Raw genomic sequence first — 17,908 nt, 5'->3', positions numbered from 1 at the left:
TCTACTCCCTCCCTTTGCGATAGCCGTGTGTAAATGTCTCGTCATACAGTTTCGAGCGATACGATTCATCGAGTCGCTCAGAAAGCGCCCATCCTGCTAAAATAAGGGCATGTTTCCGAATGCCGTGGCGCTGCATATCTTCATGGAGCGTGCCCACGGTAGAACGAACGACTTTTTCATCCGGCCATGTCGCTTTATACACAACGACAACAGGCGTATGCCCGCTCCATCCTGCTTCAAGAAATGCAGCTGTCACTTTTTTCGTTAACGTCGCACTTAAAAAAAGAGCGATTGTACAATGATGTTGCGCCAACGAAGCGAGCTGTTCTTTTTCAGGAACTGGAGTTCTTCCTTCTGCTCGCGTTAAAATGACCGTTTGCGTTAAATTCGGTACGGTCAATTCTACTTGTGCCGCAGCGGCGGCAGCAAATACAGAACTAACCCCCGGCACGATGTCAACGTCAATTCCTTCTTTTTTCAAAAGTACGATTTGTTCCATCGTCGCCCCATAAATGGATGGATCACCAGTGTGAAGACGAACGACGATATGTCCGTTTTTCACTTCTTCGCACATCATGGCAACCATTTGCTTTAAATGCATACCCGATGTACAAAAAATGCGCGCGCTTTCTTTTGCATATGTAAGCAGTTCATCATTGACAAGCGAATCGGTGTAAAAGATGGCGTCCGCTTGCTGCAACAATTTCATTCCTTTCACAGTAATGAGTTCCGGTGACCCAGGTCCAGCCCCGACAATGTATATTTTCACTTTCTCACCACCATTAATGTCAAGTATGGTAAAGATGTGTGTTCGAGCTTCGTCACATCCCATATCACTTCTTCATGGGATGTGACTTTTGTTACAACCGCCGCCTCATTGATTAAATTCATCTCTTTTAAAAGCGAGAGAAGGAGCGGCATCACTTTCGCCACTTTCAAAAACACGACGCAATCGTGATTTTGCAACGCTTTTTTCATCGCGTCATAATCATCTCGTGCGGGAACGATCGCAATCGTCTCATCGCCATCAGCTAGCGGCAACTGCAAGCGAGCCGCTGCCCCATTAATTGATGAAACACCTGGGATGATTTCGATCGGCACGTTTGGATGATATGTTCGCATCGTGCGCATAAAATGAATACATGTGCTATATAAGAGCGGGTCGCCTTCCGTTACGAATGCGACATGTTTTCCTTCACGTAAGTAAGCCCACACCGTTTCCACTGTTTCACTCCACTTTTCTCGCAACACACGTTCATCTTTCGTCATCGGAAACACGAGACCAATCATCTGTTTTTCCGTTTTAGAAAAATACGCTTCAACAATGTGTTGGGCGTAACTTTTACTCCCGTTCGCTTTTTTTGGATAGGCGATGACATGCGCTTCTTTTAAACGGCGAAAAGCTTTCACTGTCAGCAGTTCCGGGTCTCCCGGACCGACGCCAATGCCATATAACGTACCGATCATTCGCTTTCATCCTTTCGCGCTGAAATAATGTATATCGGATTTAATGCATCAAAACGTGTCAATTGTAAAATAGGCTTGCTTCGTGAAAATTGGGCGAGCAAAATATCGACAGCGTAATTATGCGTTCGCAATGCCTTTGTCGCTTCATATAACGTTTCGATTGTGACGGCATTGATGACGATGCGCCCACTTTTTTTTAATCGCGTACAACATACGTCGATAATGTCGCGTAAACTTCCTGACGTTCCCCCAATGAAAATCGCATCTGGGTCAGGAAATTGCGCTAATCCTTCAGGCGCTCGCCCGTGCACAAGTGTAAAGTCTGCGCGGAACTTTTTCATATTTTTCTTACATATTTCTATATCTAAAGCATTTTTTTCAATCGCAAAAACCGCCCCTTCTCGAGCCATTTTTGCCGCTTCAATCGCTACCGACCCCGTGCACGTCCCAATGTCCCATACAACGCTTCTTTCATGAAGACGGAGAGCTTGTATACTTAGTACGCGCACTTCTTTTTTCGTAATTAGCCCTTTTTCTGGCTTGCGCTGAAAAAATTCAGCATCGTCGATCCCAAACATCCACTTCGTCCCATCTGTTTTTCTGCGCAAAACGACAATATTTAATGGAGCGAACGAAGCCTCCTTCATCTCTTCCAACGTAAAAAAGCGACAGCGCTCGTTTTCGCCCCCAAGATGTTCCCCGACAAACGCCTCATATTCAGTCATCCCATAATCCAACAAATACGACGCAATGGCAGGCGGATCGTTCGTTTCATCTGTTAAAATAGCTACCTTTTCTTTTCCATCGATTCGCTGTGCTAGCCCTTTCATCGTGCGCCCGTGTAAACTAACGACGTACGCATCATGCCAGCTTTCTCCCATTTTCGCGAACGCCCATTGCAACGAGCTAATGGATGGATACACAGCAATCGGCATTTTTTTCGCTAAATAGCTGCCGATGCCATAAAACAACGGGTCTCCTGAAGCTAAAATAACTGTTTTTTTCGGCTCATTCATTAACGTGGAAACGAGCGATGATAAGTTGTTGCGAATGACAATTGTCTCTCCACGATAATCAGGAAAAAAAGATAGTTGCCGTTCCCCACCAACGAGCCGTTCGCTTTCGTCAATCCATTGTCTATATAATGACGGAAGCGACGCTTTCCCATCAGCCCCGATCCCGATTAATTTCATCTGTTCCATCGCTTCGCACCGCCTTCCCTAGCAATTGTCCTTTCAACGTATACATTGTCGTTTCAACCGTCATTCCTCCACCTACTTCGCGTAACGCATGTTGGCAACAATAGTCACATAACAAATCGAAAAACGACATATATCCTGCCTCGTACATCATATCGCCGACTTGTGACGCTGTATTCGCCTGTTTAACAGCTTCAATCATATGTGTTGGAGCACCGCATTGTTCAGCGATACGAGCTAAAAAATGAAAATCGACAGGGGCACTTTTCGAATGTACCATCATGACCCCTTGCGCCACTTTTGAAAATTTGCCCATCATACCAACGAGCGATACTTTTTTTATGCCGAGCCGCTTGCATTGCTTCAACGTAAAACCGACAAAATCGCCCATCTCAATAAAAGCCTCTTGTGGTAAGTGGCTATATTGTTTCATCGCATAATGCTCACTTCGCCCACCTGTCGTCACGACAACGTGGTCACAGCCACAAGCGACAGCGACTTCAAGCGCACGTACAATACTTGCCCGATAGGCGGACGTAGAAAATGGGACGACGATGCCACGCGTTCCTAAAATAGAAATTCCACCCATAATACCAAGCCGCCCGTTTAACGTTTTTTTCGCCATTTCTTCTCCGTTCGGTACGGAAATGACGATGCTCACACCGCATGTCACACCGTATTTTGTAAGCAATTGACGAGCAACTTCCGTCATCATTTGACGAGGAACCGGATTGATCGCCGCCTCCCCGATCGGAACAGGAAGACCCGGTTTTGTTACTCTTCCTACCCCTTCTCCTCCGTCAATATGGATGCCCTCTTCCGTCCAGCTTACTGTTGCAACGATCGAAGCACCGTGCGTGACGTCAGGATCGTCCCCCCCATCTTTTATGACTGTGGCGCTTGCTACATGTAGATGTACTTCACAAGCAGCGACCGGAAACGTCACCTCCCGACCGATTGGAAGCATGATCGTTGCTTCCGTTTGCTTCATACCTGTAATGAGCGCAAGCAACGCCGCTTTTGTGGCGGCCGTTGCACACGCTCCAGTCGTATATCCTTCACGCAAATTTTCCTTCTTCATACTGATTCTCGCTCCGCCAAAATAGACAAGGCGTTCAATGCGGCGACCGTAACTGTACTCCCTCCTTTTCTTCCGATGTTCGTAATAAACGGAACATCTAATTTCGCTAATTCTTCTTTTGACTCTGCTGCAGAAACGAACCCAACAGGAAGACCGATAATTAAGCCGGGGCGCGCCACCCCTTCTTTTACTAACCGAATTAACTCAAGCAACGCCGTTGGAGCGTTTCCAATCGCAAAAATCCCCCCGTCTGCCTCTTTCACCGCTTTGCGCATCGCTACAATTGCCCGCGTTGTATTTAGCCGTTTTGCCTCTTTCATCACATCTTCATCAGAAATATACACGTGGATACTTCCCCCGTATTTTTCAATGCGCGCTTTATTGATCCCTACTTGTACCATCTGGACGTCAGCCACGATCTTTTTCCCGGCACGAATCGCAGCCATTCCCGCTTCAATCGCTCGCGGATGAAATAAAAGACTTTTCCCTAATTCAAAATCGGCGCTCGCATGAATGACGCGTTGAACAACAGCATACTGCTCAGCAGTGAATGCATGCTCCCCTATTTCTTCATCAATGATTTGAAAGCTTTTTTGCTCAATTTGTTCTGGTTGCACAGTTATTGGACGAAACATTTACTTTTCCTCCTTTTTTATCTCTCGCTCAAGTGCGCGAATGATGTCGGAAAACTCATTGTACACGTTTGGATAAGCAAGTTTCGGACGGCGAATAACGACCGTTTCAATGCCAAGTTCTTGGGCTGCAGCAATTTTTTCATCGACAAATCCAACTCGTCCACTTTCTTTCGTCACAAGAAGCGTCACACCGAAATGTTGCATCAAAGCGATATCTAATTGTTTCGTAAATGGACCTTGCATCGCGATAATGTTTTCTTGCGGAAAGCGCAATCGTTCACACAATTCCATGTTGTCTTTTCGCGGCAACATGCGGGCAATTAAACGAACATCAGGAAGTGGAAGCAACATATCAGCAAAAATCGGCAACGTTTTACTGCCCGTCGTCAACATCACTACCCCTTTTTTATTTGCAGCATACTGTGCCGCCGCTTCATAGCTATCGACAAATGTAACGCGCTCATACGCAATCACGCTTTCTTTTCGCTCATAGCGAATGTACGGAACGCATGCTCTTTCTGCAGCTTGCATCGCTTGACGCGACGCCTCTTCCGCGAACGGATGGCTCGCGTCAACGATCGCCTTAACTTTATGTTCGTTCATGAGCGCAATCATTTGTGACGCTGTTAATCGTCCGACGTGCGCATGAATGCCGACATGAGCCATCTGCTCTGCCGCATGTTCGGTAACGACGGTCGCAAATATGTCATATCCCGCATCGCGAATAGCTAGCGCTAACTGTCTCGCATCGCTTGTTCCTGATAACATCATAATCATGTGCTTCACCTCAATGATCATGATGATCGTGATGGTGATGATGGTGATGATGTTCAGCGACATGAAGCCGATATTGACACGTATCACAATTCATATAAACCGAATCGTTAAGCGCCTCTTGCAACCGATCAAGTACGATCGTTTGTAGTGCCGGGTGAAAACCAAAATAGTTTGCAAGAATAAATGAAAGATGCGGATATGTTATTTGAAACTCGGAAACTCGCTTTTCTAACCGTTTGATTAATACGCCCGTAAATAAAAAGTACGGCAAAATGACAATCTTTTTCGCACCGAGTTTGACACATCGGTCGACGGCCTCATCTAATGACGGATTCGTCACTCCCATAAACGCCGGTTCTACAATCGTCTGTTTATTTCGCTCCCAAAATAAGCGAGCAATTTTATACAAATCGCTATTTGCATCTGGATCGCTCCCACCTCGTCCTAATAAAATAATTGCCGTCTCACCGTCCACAACGGCGCCAGCTTCTTGTAAGCGATCGTGCAAAATCGTAAACGTCGCATCGTGTATGCCAAGCGGTCGTCCGTACGTAAATGAGACGTACGGGTAACGTTCTTTTGCCTCATCAATCGCTGCCGGAATATGCAACTTCGAATGTCCAGCTGGAAGTAAAATGATAGGTATGACAATGACTTCCGTCGCTCCTCGTTCGACACAATGGACGATACCATCTGTTACAGACGGAATACCAAATTCTAAAAAACATGTATGCACATAAAACGTCGCATCAATGTGCGGACGAATCGTTTGAACAAACTGTCGTACTTGCTCGTTTCCTTCTTCATCACGGCTCCCATGCCCAACAAACAAAATTGCTTTCACATGTATCACTCCCCACATGCCGCTGGCTCGACGTTCTTCGTCTGTCCGTAAACGAAGCCACCGACTTCTTTTTTTCGTTCAAAAAACTTATGAAATCGTTCGTTTGCATATCCTTCTTCTTTATATTGCGCAATGATCCGAGCAATCGTTTCAACAAGGTCATCGGGATGAATGCCTTCAGCAACAAGCTGTCCAGGATGAGCGTTTCTCCCTACCGTTTTTCCACCTAAAAATAAATCAAATGCCCCTTTGCGATAAACAATCCCAATATCTTCATGAACGGCTCCATAACATGCCATGCCGCACCCGTTAAATCCTACACGCAATTCCTTTGGCAACTTCATGCCTCCAAACTGCTTATATAGTTGCTCTGCATAAGGAATCGCATCTTTTTTCTCCCCGTCACAAAAGTCACAAGCTTTCATAACAAACACATCTCCAACAGGCGCGACAGTCAATCCAACTTGTACGAGCGCGCGCACAACTTCATCTGCCCGATTCGTTTCCATCGTCACTTTAAAGTAATGATCAGGCGTATACGTGATCGTTCCTTGCTCGCCAACGATGCGGGCAAGTTGCACCATTTGCTCAGGCTCCCACGTTTTCTTTGCAATTCCCAGACTAACTGCTACTTCCAATCGTTCTACATTTACTTTTTCATACGCCTCTTCCGCTAGTGAGCGCACATGCGTCAACGCCCACGGCTCTGCTTCTGGACGTAGTCGCTCGTGCGGTTTTAACGGCTGGACGGCACTAGATAAGTTATATTTCCGTTCATAGCCACGCGGCGTAATCATAAGACCGTCATGAACGAACGTAGAGGAGTTTCCAATAATGACTGTCGTTAACATGCCAATGTCGTGCTCTAACATGTCGCCTATATTCGTTAACACGACATGTTGCCGCTCACGATACGCGCTTTTTACAAGACCAACTGGTGTATGTGGCGAACGATACGTCAATAAAATACGCTGCGCTTCGACAATTTGTTGTGTACGGCGGCCGCTTTTTGGATTGTATAGCGCAATGACAAAATCTGCTGCTGCGGCTGCCTCAATTCGTTTGGCGATGATGTGCCATGGTGTTAAATGGTCGCTTAAACTAATCGTGCATGCGTCATGCATAATCGGCGCCCCTAACAAAGCGGCACAAGAATGAATGGCTGAAATGCCTGGAATGACTTCCACTTCAATCCCTGTTTCCTTATGCCACCCGTTTTCAATTAACACCTCGTAAACAAGCCCAGCCATACCGTACAGTCCGGCATCTCCGCTCGAGATGACAGCGACGTTTTTTCCGCGTTCTGCCTGCTTTACAGCTTCTTGTGCTCGACTCACCTCTTCCGTCATCCCTGTGCTAATCACTTCTTTTCCACGAATGATGTCTTTAATTAAATCGACATACGTTTTATAACCAACGATAACATCGCTTTCTTCAATCGCTTCACGCGCCCGTTTCGTCATATGGTCAACACTTCCTGGGCCAAAACCGACAACAAACAATTTTCCCATTATGTTTTCACCCCTTTTTCCATCGTTCGATCCATTCAAACAGTTGTTGTTCTGTACATGGCTTATTTTCCTTCATCCATATGCGTAAAAGAAGAGGAAGTGGCAAACGAAGCTGGTGAAAAATATCCGCTTGTGAAAATATAAACGCAGGTGTACCGTGCAAAACGATGCGTCCATCATGCATGACAAACACTTCGTCTGCCCATTGCCATACGAAATCAAAATCATGAGTGATGACAACGAGCGTCGTACCTGCTTCGTGCCACTCATTTAGTTTCATGATAAGGCGCTCGCTCTGTGCAGCATCTAAATAAGCAGCTGGCTCATCGACAATAAGCAACTTCGGTTGAGAGGCCATCGCTACAGCGAGCGACAACCACTTTTTTTGTCCGAGACTGAGATGGTGAATGGGCACGTCTCGCCATTCAGCAAGCGAAAATGCTTTTATCGCTCGTTCGATCCGTTCGCTATTCCCTTGCAAACTAAGCGCAAGCTCTTCCTCAATCGTTGGTGCTAAAAATTGATGTTCTGGATTTTGAAAAACGACGCCGACATGTTGGCGCAAACGTTCCTTTACACGTTTTCCTTCCCAATACACCTCCCCTTTTGTTGGGCGATAAATGCCGTTTGTATGAAGCAACCATGTTGTTTTTCCACAACCGTTTTTTCCGATCAATGCATATTTTTTTCCACGTTCGATCGTAAGCGATACTCCTTTTAAGACGTGCGCACCGTTTCGGTACGTATAGTGAACATCATGAAACTGCAACATATAATCCCTCCACGATAAACAAAACAACGATGCCAAGCGATGCTTCAATAACATACCTTTTTGGCAATTGCTCGTCCGTGCACCGCGGAACTGTAAAAGAGACGTGGCGCGCTCGTTGCGCAATGACCATCGCCTCATATTGATGCAATGTGTGGCGTAACAATTGTGCAATAGCAAGTGAAGCGATCCGCCAATTTCGTTCTCCTTGTCTCACGCGCACCGTAACAAACAGCTCCCTTGCTGCCTTTTCCAACATGAAAATGAAACGATACGTTAACAATAGAAGCTCTATTAGTACACGCGGGATGCGCAATGTTTGTAGTGCGCATGCCAAGCGAAAAAATGGCGTTGTTGCGGCAAGAAAAAAGAGAACGAGCGAGCATGTAAACGCTCGTAACCAAATCGTACCTACATATGAAACGTCCACAGCAGCACCATCAAATGAAAGAAGAAGCGGTGCGCTACTCCAAAGAATAACGAGCGCCATAAGCAAACAAACACGCAAACAAACATGCCACGGTAAGCGTGCATAAACAATAAGCCAAATGAGCATCCATCCGATCGTAAGCAGCCGACCGACATTCGTTCCAATCATCGCCCATATAAGCAAAATAAATGAAAATGTCAGTTTAAATGTCGCCCGAAGTTTCGCGAGCCGATTGCGATACGCCCATTCGTCAAGCCAGCTAACCATTTCGTTTTCGCCCTCTATACAAGCCGATAATGTAGCCGATCACTCCCGCTCCAATTGCCGCCTGCAATGAAAATAGCAATGTTTCTACTTCCCCGCCGGGCGGTTCAAAAAACACATCGAACCACGGTTCATAATTGGGCGCAAGTTGTTGAATCATCTCCTCCGCAAGCGCATCTGCCCCAGCAAACTCCGTATGTTTTACAACGACGAGCGGCAAAACGATCAAAAGTGCGGCAAGGAAAAGCAATAGTCGATTGTTCATTTAGCAGACGCCCCTTTCTGTTGCAATATATTTAATTCTTGTTTCGTGTACGTATGTAAAAAATTCCATACAACAACAGTCAGAAGCCCTTCGGTAATTGCAAGCGGTATTTGAGTGAAAGCAAAAATGGAAGCAAACTTTAAGAACGCCCCCCATACCCCGCCTGTTGCGTCTGGAAATGCTAGCGCAAGTTGTATCGATGTCATCACATACGTAGCTAAATTGGCAAACATCGCCGCCACAAAAACAGAAAGGCGCATCGAAATGCGAAGCTTTTGGCATGCAACAAACGACACGTACGCTACAAACGGACCGATAACCGCCATCGAAAACGCATTTGCACCGAGCGTTGTCAATCCACCATGCGCAAGCAATAATGCTTGAAACATTAACACAGCCGTACCGATGACCGTCATGACGAACGGCCCAAATAACAGCGCACCGAGGCCTGTCCCTGTCGGATGCGAGCTGCTTCCTGTGACAGATGGAATTTTTAAAGCGGAAAGAACGAATGTAAATGCGGTCGCTAGCGCAAGCAACATTTTCATTTCCGGCTGTTGTTTTACGATGCGCGTCATCGTCCGTAAACCGACGAAGAAAAATGGCAAAAATAACAACCACCAAACGAGCGCCCAATGCCAAGGTAAAAATCCTTCCATAATGTGCATCGCATATACTGAAGGTGAAAGCGCAAATAAAACGTAGACAGTCAAGCATGTACAAACGATCCACCATGCGTTTCGCTTCATTTTTCTTTCCCCCTTGTCACAACGCTATGTTCGGGCATAACAAATCCTGTATGTTCATACGTATACGTGACGTAATCGCGCAATATGTTCCCGTCACGTACATGATTGCGTACAATGTCCCTCCCTATTTGTTCATCAATCGTACGATACCAAACACCTTCTGGATAAACGATGACGACACATGCATCTTCGCAGCGACCGTTGCATCGTGTACGCGTCGTATGAACGCGCCCATTCAGCTGTAGCCGATCAATTTCATCGCGAATCGCTTGCGTCACCTCTTCCCCTCCTTTTCTCATGCAGCTTCCTCCGTTGCAAATAAGCACGTGATGTGTCGTTCCTTGTAAATTCCATGTTGCCATATATGTCGCCCCTTTTTTCAAAATAAAAAAGCACCTCTAGGTAGAGGTGCAGAAAAAACGAAATATTCAAACAATCATGCATTCACAACCGTTGCTTTCCATCGTCTCCGCACGTCCACCTATATTCCCGTAGGCAGCCGACGTATCGCAAGCAGGCAGGTCTCCTGGCTTAGGTTCATCATTTCGTTGCGCCTTCCCAAAAATCAGTGGCATATTGCAACGAAACTCCCCATCACAGTGGCGGGTACCGCGACGGCTTTGCACCGTTCTTCCCTTTTAAGCATACGGACGTATGCACCGTACTTGCTCATCGTATATATTTTTTTCAAAGAGCGTGAATGTTAAGAATATAATACACCATTTTTTTCTTCTCGCCTAGCCTGTTTATAAAAAAAAAAGAGCACCTTCCTATTCAAAAGGTGCTTTGTAATAATCGCACGAAAACCGTTTGACGAGCGTATGCGGAATAATGATGCGTTTAATTGGCTCATTCGGGTTTTCGATTTGTTGAATTAAATTTCTTGCTGCTTCAAAGCCGAGCTGGAAAATGTTAATGTCTACCGATGTTAATGGCGGACGGGAAATTTCTGATAAAAGCACGTTGTTAAAGCTCACGATCGACAAATCAGCCGGTACCCTTAGCCCCATTTCTGCAAGCGTATTTAACACACCGAGCGCCATCAAATCGTCGGCAACAACGAGCGCAGTCGGCGGTTCTTTCAATGAAAGCAACTCTTTCATCGCCTCTTGGCCGCCTTCTTTTAAAAATTCTTCATGCACGATGTAATCTTTTCGATACGAAAGACTAGCCGATTTCAATGCTTTTTCATATCCGAGCAAACGATCCATCGTCACGATGAGATTTACATTTCCTCCGACAAAAGCGATGCGTTCATGACCGAGCTCAATTAAATATTCCGTCGCCTCGCGCGCGGCGCGAACGTTATCGTTATCCACGTGCGTAATTTGCTCCGCTTTTTTATGCGGTTTACCGATGACGACAAACGGCACGTCTTCTTTTTGTAAATACGCCATAATTTTATCGTTCGCGCGCGAATACAGCAAAATCACCCCATCGACGCGTTTTCCTTGCACCATATGGACGACGCCTTCATAAATTTCCGCTTCCGTCTCCCCTGTCGACAACTGCAACGCATATTGTCGATCATGCACCGCTTTGCTAATGCCGCGAATGACTTCTGGGAAAAACGGGTTTTGAAACGCTTTATCGGCTGAGCTTGGCATAATTAAGCCGATCACTTGCGTCGATTTATTTGCTAAACTGCGGGCGATAAAATTCGGATGATAACCGAGCTCTTTCATCGCTTCGCGCACTTTTTTCTTCGTCTTTTCACTAATGCGCGGACTGTCAGCAATGACGCGCGAAACAGTCGATGGTGCCACGTTCGCTCGTTTCGCTACATCTTTAATCGTTACTGTCATAAAAATCCCCCATCCCTTACAAAACAAACGTGTTTGTCGCTTCATCGATGATACATCGTTCTCCATTAACAACAATTGTAGACGGTACATCGCCAACAAATGCGACACGCAATTGCCAAGGTGGTTTGTACGTACCTTCCCGTTCTATCTCAAAATGAACCGCATCGTCCGAAAACGTCGCGCGAATATGCATGTTCACATACTCTCCTTTTTCGTATGCAAACGTTGTGCCGTCATCATCGTATAACGTATATGATGATGTTCCTTCTTCCATCGCATACACATACAACGTCAACTGTTCGTCCGCAATGGACGTCGATTGTTTTGCTTCGGCACGGGCAATCATCGCCCCTTCTTTTACAAATATCGGCAACCGATCAAGTGGCGCTTCGACAATATATCGTCTGCCGCCTTCAAATTTTTCTTTCGTCCAATAATCGATCCAACGCCCTTTCGGAAAATAGACGAGGCGATGGAACGTATGCGGACGCATGACCGGCGCGATCATAACTTCATTGCCGACCATAAATTGATCTGATATGTTCCACGTCTCAGCATCGTCCGGATATTCTAACATGAGCGGACGCATCATCGGCACACCTGTTTGATATGCTTCAAAACATAACGTGTACAAATGTGGGAGCCACTCGTAGCGCAACTCAATATATCGCTTCACCATCTGTTCATATGTTTCACCGAACGCCCACGGTTCTTGACGGGCGAAACCAATCGCACAATGATTGCGGAAATATGGGAAAAAAGCGCCGACTTGCGTCCAACGAACAAGCAATTCCCCATGAGCATCATGAGCGAAGCCGCCCACATCCGCCCCACAAAATGCAACGGCAGATAATCCTAAATTTAAACACATCGGCAAAGATAGTTCAAGATGTTCCCAAAAACTGCGGTTGTCTCCTGTCCACACAGCAGCATATCGGTGAATGCCCGAAAAACCGGCGCGCGTTAACACAAACGGACGCTTCCCTTTCAGTTGTTTTTTCAATCCGTTGTACGTCGCTTCCGTCATCATCATTCCGTATATGTTATGCACTTGACGATGCGTTTTCCATCCGTCATGAACGACTTGATCGTCCATCGTTTTCGTTTCGTTAAACACAGACGGCTCATTCATATCATTCCAAATGCCTTCAATGCCGATGCTCGTGTAAAACGCATGTTGTTCGCCCCACCATTTGCGCACTTTTTTCTTCAAAAAGTCAGGAAACACGCTCGTCCCCGGCCAAACGTCTCCTTTAAACAACGTTCCGTCTGCATATTTACAAAAATAATCTTTTTGCACGCCATCGCGATACGTATCGTACTCTGCATCTACTTTCACTCCCGGATCAACGATCGGAACGATGCGAACCCCTTGTTCACTCGCATATTGAACGAGCGATTTCGGATGTGGAAACCGATTTTGATCGAACGTAAATACACGATATTCGTCCATATAATGAATATCTAAATATACCGCATCGAGTGGAATATGTTTTTTGCGAAATGTGTCAATTAATTCACGCACTTCTTGCTCCGTTTCATAACTATAGCGCGACTGGTGATAACCGAGCGCCCACTTTGGCGGCAAAGGCATTCGTCCAACAAGATGCGTATATTGCGTCAACACATCTTTTGGGTGCGGGCCGGCAAACACGTAGTAGTCGAGGGAACCGCCTTCTGACGTGAACGTATAAAACGATTCATACCGTAAGTCAAACGTCGTTTCATACGTATGATCGAAAAAGACGCCGTGTGCATGTCCGTCTTTTAACACCATCATATACGGATGCGACTGGTACAGCGGGTCCGTTTCTAAATTGTGCGGAGCATACACATCTGTATTCCACATCTTCCATACCGCTCCGCGTTTATTTAACACTCCTGTCTTTTCACCTAAGCCGTACACGACATCGGTCGGAGCGAGGGTGTGCGCACAACGTATGCGCCCTTTCGCTTGAAAACGAACCGGCTCGACATCGCGTACAAGCACCTTCCCTTCTCGATCGTAAACCGTTATACGAAACGGGCGTCGTTCGATCACGACCGTCAACGCATTCGTCTTCAGCTCCCAACCATTTTCCACTTCCTGCACATGCATCGCCACTTTCTCTGGCGCTGCCACGACCGCTGGACTAACGGAAGCGTACTTTTGAGCAAATGGATCGATCGTGATCCGAACGATATCGTCGCGGTAAAAATGAATTTTACCCGATGCCCTCTCGCACGTAAATGAAACGATTTGCTTTTTTTCTTCAATTTTTTGCACATCGCCAACCGATTGCCACACATCTATTTCATTCGTCCCATTTGTCGGCCGAATCGCAAAGCTCGTCTCCTCTAGCATACATGCCGCCCCCTATCGTTATGATCTCTTCCGTTTTCGCGCTAAATATAAAAACAGTCCAAAAGAAGCATACACCGCTACAAGCGCCGCAATAAACGGAATGTTTAATCCTGTTTTTGGCGCCAACACGTAAATTTCTGCTGTTTCGCGATCTAAAATGATATCATACTTGCCATCTTTGCTTCGGACTAAATCGCCAGCAAGCAAGCCGCGCAACTCTTTTCCTTGTTCTAGTTCGTCAGTGAACGTCACTTTTTGCGTTTTTGACGTGTTGTTAATGGCGATGAGCGTTGTTTCCTCTTCATACGTCCGTTTAAACACAGCCATTCCGCCTTGTTCATACAACAATTCAAAATCACCGCGGCGAAGCGACGGCAATTTTTCACGCAATTCACCGAGCTTTGTCACATAGTCAATTAACTCTTTATCCGTGCGGAAATTCATTAAACGTCGATTATCCGGATCTTCTCCGCCATCAAGCGCGATTTCCGTTCCGTAATACATAATCGGAATGCCCGGGGCGCTAAACAAATACGTTAAGCCAAGCTTTAAGCGCGTCACCGGATTGATGCGATTTTGTAACGCTAAGCGAGTAAAGCGAACGGTATCATGATTATCTAAAAATGTTCCGAGCAAATACGGGTCGTCGTAAAACGCCACGTTGCGCTTCCAAACGTTATACAGCGGTTCGAGCGATTGATCGATGTTTGAAAAAATGGTTGATGCTTCTTTATAAAATGGAAAATCAATTAACGCATCGATGCCAAGCTTCCCATATTGCGCTACGTAACGCGGATCATCGTGCCATACTTCACCAAGCAAAAAAAAGTCTTCCTTCACGGACTTCACTTCTTTTGCAAACTCTTCCCAAAACCATTTCGGTACATGTTTAACCGTATCTAAGCGATATCCGTCAATATCCGTTTCTTGAATCCACCATTTCGCCACGTCAAATAAATACGCTTTTACTTCCGGATTTTCTTGCGCTAAATCTGGAAGGCCAAACAGCCAGCCGTTTTCAACTTCCTGTTGATCGGCCCAATTGAAAATGTCTTTTTTCTCATGAAACCAATCTTTTTTTGAAGGATCATTCAGCCACGGGTGGTTGTAGCCTGTATGATTGACAACGAAATCTAAAATGACTTTCATATCGCGCTTATGCGCTTCTTTTACAAGCCGTTTGAAATCATCGAGCGTACCAAAATGTTCTTCCACTTTATAAAAATCTTCAATCCAATAGCCGTGGTAGCCGCCTTTTTCGTTCGCAAAAATGGGGGTAAGCCAAATAGCTGTAAAGCCCATGTCCTTTATGTAATCGAGCTTGTCAATAACCCCTTGCAAGTCGCCACCGTGATACGCTTTCGGGTCGTGCACATCGACGTCGTAGTCATTTTTCGGATTCCCATTATTAAAGCGGTCAACCATAATAAAATAAATACGTTCATCTTGCCATGTGCGCTCTGTTTTTGCGCTTGCCGGCAAAGCAAAGGAAAACAATAATATGATAGCTAGACATATACGCCATACGTTTTTCATTCCATTCCACTCCTATTCATTCCAAGCTTCTTATGTTAATATATCTCGAAATAGTAAGAAAGGAAAGAACCTAAACGATTCTTTCCTTTCGTTTCTCATCCTTTTGTTCCACCTGCCGTTAAGCCAGAAACGAAATACTTTTGGAATGAAAGGAAGAGAATGGCGATTGGCACGGCTATTAATACAGAACCTGCCGCAAACGTCGTAAATTCACTACCAAACTGCTTTGCAACTAAATCGTACAATCCGACCGCAAGCGTATACTTTTCTTTGCTGCGAAGCAACACGCTCGCTAAAATGAAATCGCCAAACGGACCGATAAACGTAAAGAGCGCCACAACCGCAATAATTGGTTTCGCAAGCGGCAAAACGATTTGGAAGAAAATGCGCAAATGCCCCGCTCCGTCAATTTTCGCCGATTCGTCAAGCTCTTTCGGAATCGTATCTAAATATCCTTTCATCAGCCACGTATTCATCGGAATGGCTCCACCGACGTATACGAGAATTAACCCTAAATGCGTATCAACTAATCCTGTTAAAAGCGCCAAAATGAAGATAGCAATGAGCGCTGCAAAGTTTGGGATCATCTGCAAAATTAAAAACGTCATCAATCCGTTTTGACGCCCGACGAAGCGGTAACGGGAAAACGAATACGCCGTTAAACTTACTAAAATAACGGAAAAAATCATCGTCAACGTCGAAACTTTTAACGAGTTCCAATACCAAGTCAAATAATCGCTTTGCGATGTATCGAACAATTTTTTATAGTGCGCTAGCGTGGCGTTGTCTGGAATCATTTTTGACCCAGATAAGCTTTGTCCCGGATTAAATGACGAGCCAACGACCCAAAGAAGCGGATAGACGATAATGATCGTCATCACCAAAATAACGGCATACGATAACGTCAACCGAATGAGTTTTTGTCTTTTCATATCCATATTACATCATATCCTCTTCTTTAAATGATTTTGTTCTTCTAAATTGCCATAGCGCTACTGATACGACAACGAGGGAAAGAAGTAACGTAATGGCAGCTGCTTTCGAATATTGCGCAGACGTCATCGTTAAACGATAAATCCACGAAATTAAAATGTCTGTCGCACCAGCATTTTGCCCAGATACTGCAGGGCCACCACCATTAAATAAGTAAATGATGGTAAAGTTGTTGAAGTTAAACGTATATTGCGTAATTAAAATTGGCGCTGTTGCATATAGCACAAGTGGCAGCGTAATTTTCGTAAACTTTTGCCAGCTTGAAGCTCCATCTACTGTCGCCGCTTCATACAATTCATTCGGAATAGCTTGCAATACCCCCGTTGTCATCGCAAAGACGAACGGGAAGCCGAGCCACGTTTGAATGAGAATTAATGCCACTTTCGTCCAAAACGGATCGGTCATCCATTCAATCGGTCCGATGCCTAACGACGCCAAAATCGTTTTATTAATCACTCCGAACGATTCGTTAAACATACCTGAGAAAACGAGAATCGTTACAAACGCTGGAACTGCCCAAGGTAAAATGAAAATGGTCCGAATGATCGCTTTTCCTTTTAAATCTTTTTGGTTCACAATAATCGCTAAGAAAATACCGAGCGCAATTTGTAACGTTGTTGCCCCAAACGTCCAAACGATCGTCCATGCGAGGACGTTAATAAACGTTTTCCGCCAAAGATCGAGCTTCACTAAGTCAATGAAGTTTTGAAACCCAACCCAGTCAACAAGTTTCGCTGGCGGTGAATGATATAAGTCATAGTTTGTAAACGCCAATAAGACGACGAAAATAAGCGGGAAAATAACGACAAACACAAGTAAAAGAAATCCTGGTGAAATCATTAAATATGGAAAGCCGTTGTCAACGAGCGCACGATATTGCTCGCGCAGCGAGCTAATTTTCAAACCTAAGTCACGCTTTTGCCCGTTTTTATAGGCATCGCGTAAATTGAATGCGTAAAATCCTAACCCAAAAACAGATACGATAACAGCTAAAATTCCTTCAACAAGCAAGAAAATAGAATGGTCTCGTCCAACAACTTCACCGAGCGTAAATAACCCCCACCATCCCATATTTAACAAATCTTTAAACACGATAAGAAAAGACGCAGCTAAAATAAAAAATGAAATACCTTTCACGTATTGACGATTATACAATTGACCAAATCCCGGAATAATGGATAAACCGAGAGCCACTTTCCGATGATTCGATTGATACATTGGTGTTTCCATTGATTTTGT

Annotated in this window: 18 protein-coding genes and 1 riboswitch; all 18 genes read right to left on the bottom strand. The window is 45.2% G+C overall.

Annotated elements, in window-relative coordinates; all coding sequences use genetic code 11:
• Window position 1: 1 nt before the first annotated feature.
• Entirely contained in the window at window positions 2-769 is a 768-nt protein-coding gene (gene cobM / locus BM213_RS06370) for a precorrin-4 C(11)-methyltransferase (protein WP_091702116.1), read from the bottom strand.
• Entirely contained in the window at window positions 766-1,467 is a 702-nt protein-coding gene (gene cobI / locus BM213_RS06365) for a precorrin-2 C(20)-methyltransferase (RefSeq protein ID WP_091702113.1), read from the bottom strand. The genes cobM and cobI overlap by 4 nt, the downstream gene beginning before the upstream one ends.
• Window positions 1,464-2,669, bottom strand: coding sequence for a precorrin-6y C5,15-methyltransferase (decarboxylating) subunit CbiE (gene cbiE, locus BM213_RS06360; RefSeq protein WP_091702111.1), 1,206 nt, complete (start codon window positions 2,667-2,669; stop codon window positions 1,464-1,466). The genes cobI and cbiE overlap by 4 nt, the downstream gene beginning before the upstream one ends.
• Window positions 2,635-3,747, bottom strand: coding sequence for a cobalt-precorrin-5B (C(1))-methyltransferase (locus tag BM213_RS06355; protein ID WP_091702108.1), 1,113 nt, complete (start codon window positions 3,745-3,747; stop codon window positions 2,635-2,637). The genes cbiE and BM213_RS06355 overlap by 35 nt, the downstream gene beginning before the upstream one ends.
• Window positions 3,744-4,382, bottom strand: a complete 639-nt coding sequence (locus BM213_RS06350) for a precorrin-8X methylmutase (protein WP_091702106.1) — start codon at window positions 4,380-4,382, stop codon at window positions 3,744-3,746. The genes BM213_RS06355 and BM213_RS06350 overlap by 4 nt, the downstream gene beginning before the upstream one ends.
• Window positions 4,383-5,159 (bottom strand): precorrin-6A reductase, encoded by a 777-nt coding sequence (gene cobK, locus BM213_RS06345; RefSeq protein WP_091702103.1) that lies wholly within the window; start codon window positions 5,157-5,159, stop codon window positions 4,383-4,385.
• Window positions 5,160-5,169: 10 nt separating this feature from the next.
• Complete coding sequence (locus BM213_RS06340; RefSeq protein ID WP_143091180.1) at window positions 5,170-6,003, bottom strand: sirohydrochlorin chelatase; 834 nt, start codon at window positions 6,001-6,003, stop codon at window positions 5,170-5,172.
• Between the two features lie 5 nt (window positions 6,004-6,008).
• Window positions 6,009-7,517, bottom strand: a complete 1,509-nt coding sequence (cobJ, locus tag BM213_RS06335) for a precorrin-3B C(17)-methyltransferase (RefSeq protein WP_091702152.1) — start codon at window positions 7,515-7,517, stop codon at window positions 6,009-6,011.
• Window positions 7,518-7,521: 4 nt separating this feature from the next.
• Window positions 7,522-8,286 (bottom strand): energy-coupling factor ABC transporter ATP-binding protein, encoded by a 765-nt coding sequence (locus BM213_RS06330; RefSeq protein ID WP_091702097.1) that lies wholly within the window; start codon window positions 8,284-8,286, stop codon window positions 7,522-7,524.
• A complete protein-coding gene (locus tag BM213_RS06325) occupies window positions 8,270-8,980 on the bottom strand; it encodes a CbiQ family ECF transporter T component (protein ID WP_091702095.1) in 711 nt (236 codons plus the stop codon). The genes BM213_RS06330 and BM213_RS06325 overlap by 17 nt, the downstream gene beginning before the upstream one ends.
• Window positions 8,973-9,242, bottom strand: coding sequence for an energy-coupling factor ABC transporter substrate-binding protein (locus tag BM213_RS06320; RefSeq protein ID WP_004891947.1), 270 nt, complete (start codon window positions 9,240-9,242; stop codon window positions 8,973-8,975). Before BM213_RS06320 ends, BM213_RS06325 begins: the two co-directional genes overlap by 8 nt.
• On the bottom strand, window positions 9,239-9,991 hold the full coding sequence (locus tag BM213_RS06315; protein WP_091702092.1) for an energy-coupling factor ABC transporter permease: 753 nt from the start codon (window positions 9,989-9,991) through the stop codon (window positions 9,239-9,241). The genes BM213_RS06320 and BM213_RS06315 overlap by 4 nt, the downstream gene beginning before the upstream one ends.
• On the bottom strand, window positions 9,988-10,353 hold the full coding sequence (locus BM213_RS06310; protein ID WP_091702149.1) for a (2Fe-2S) ferredoxin domain-containing protein: 366 nt from the start codon (window positions 10,351-10,353) through the stop codon (window positions 9,988-9,990). Before BM213_RS06310 ends, BM213_RS06315 begins: the two co-directional genes overlap by 4 nt.
• A 137-nt stretch (window positions 10,354-10,490) precedes the next feature.
• A riboswitch (cobalamin riboswitch) is annotated at window positions 10,491-10,671 on the bottom strand.
• Between the two features lie 90 nt (window positions 10,672-10,761).
• Window positions 10,762-11,796 (bottom strand): LacI family DNA-binding transcriptional regulator, encoded by a 1,035-nt coding sequence (locus tag BM213_RS06305; RefSeq protein WP_091702090.1) that lies wholly within the window; start codon window positions 11,794-11,796, stop codon window positions 10,762-10,764.
• Window positions 11,797-11,812: 16 nt separating this feature from the next.
• Window positions 11,813-14,140 carry a glycoside hydrolase family 31 protein gene (locus tag BM213_RS06300; protein WP_091702087.1) on the bottom strand — a complete coding sequence of 776 codons (2,328 nt, stop codon included), beginning with the start codon at window positions 14,138-14,140 and terminating at the stop codon, window positions 11,813-11,815.
• An 18-nt stretch (window positions 14,141-14,158) separates the two neighbouring features.
• Complete coding sequence (locus tag BM213_RS06295) at window positions 14,159-15,676, bottom strand: alpha-amylase family glycosyl hydrolase (RefSeq protein WP_091702085.1); 1,518 nt, start codon at window positions 15,674-15,676, stop codon at window positions 14,159-14,161.
• 95 nt (window positions 15,677-15,771) lie between these two features.
• A complete protein-coding gene (locus tag BM213_RS06290) occupies window positions 15,772-16,614 on the bottom strand; it encodes a sugar ABC transporter permease (protein WP_091702082.1) in 843 nt (280 codons plus the stop codon).
• Between the two features lies 1 nt (window position 16,615).
• Window positions 16,616-17,899, bottom strand: coding sequence for a carbohydrate ABC transporter permease (locus BM213_RS06285; protein ID WP_091702078.1), 1,284 nt, complete (start codon window positions 17,897-17,899; stop codon window positions 16,616-16,618).
• Window positions 17,900-17,908: the final 9 nt, after the last annotated feature.

The organism is Anoxybacillus pushchinoensis, assembly GCF_900111795.1.
Taxonomy (GTDB): Bacteria; Bacillota; Bacilli; order Bacillales; family Anoxybacillaceae; genus Anoxybacillus; species Anoxybacillus pushchinoensis.
This window is presented reverse-complemented; position numbering and strand designations above follow the sequence as displayed.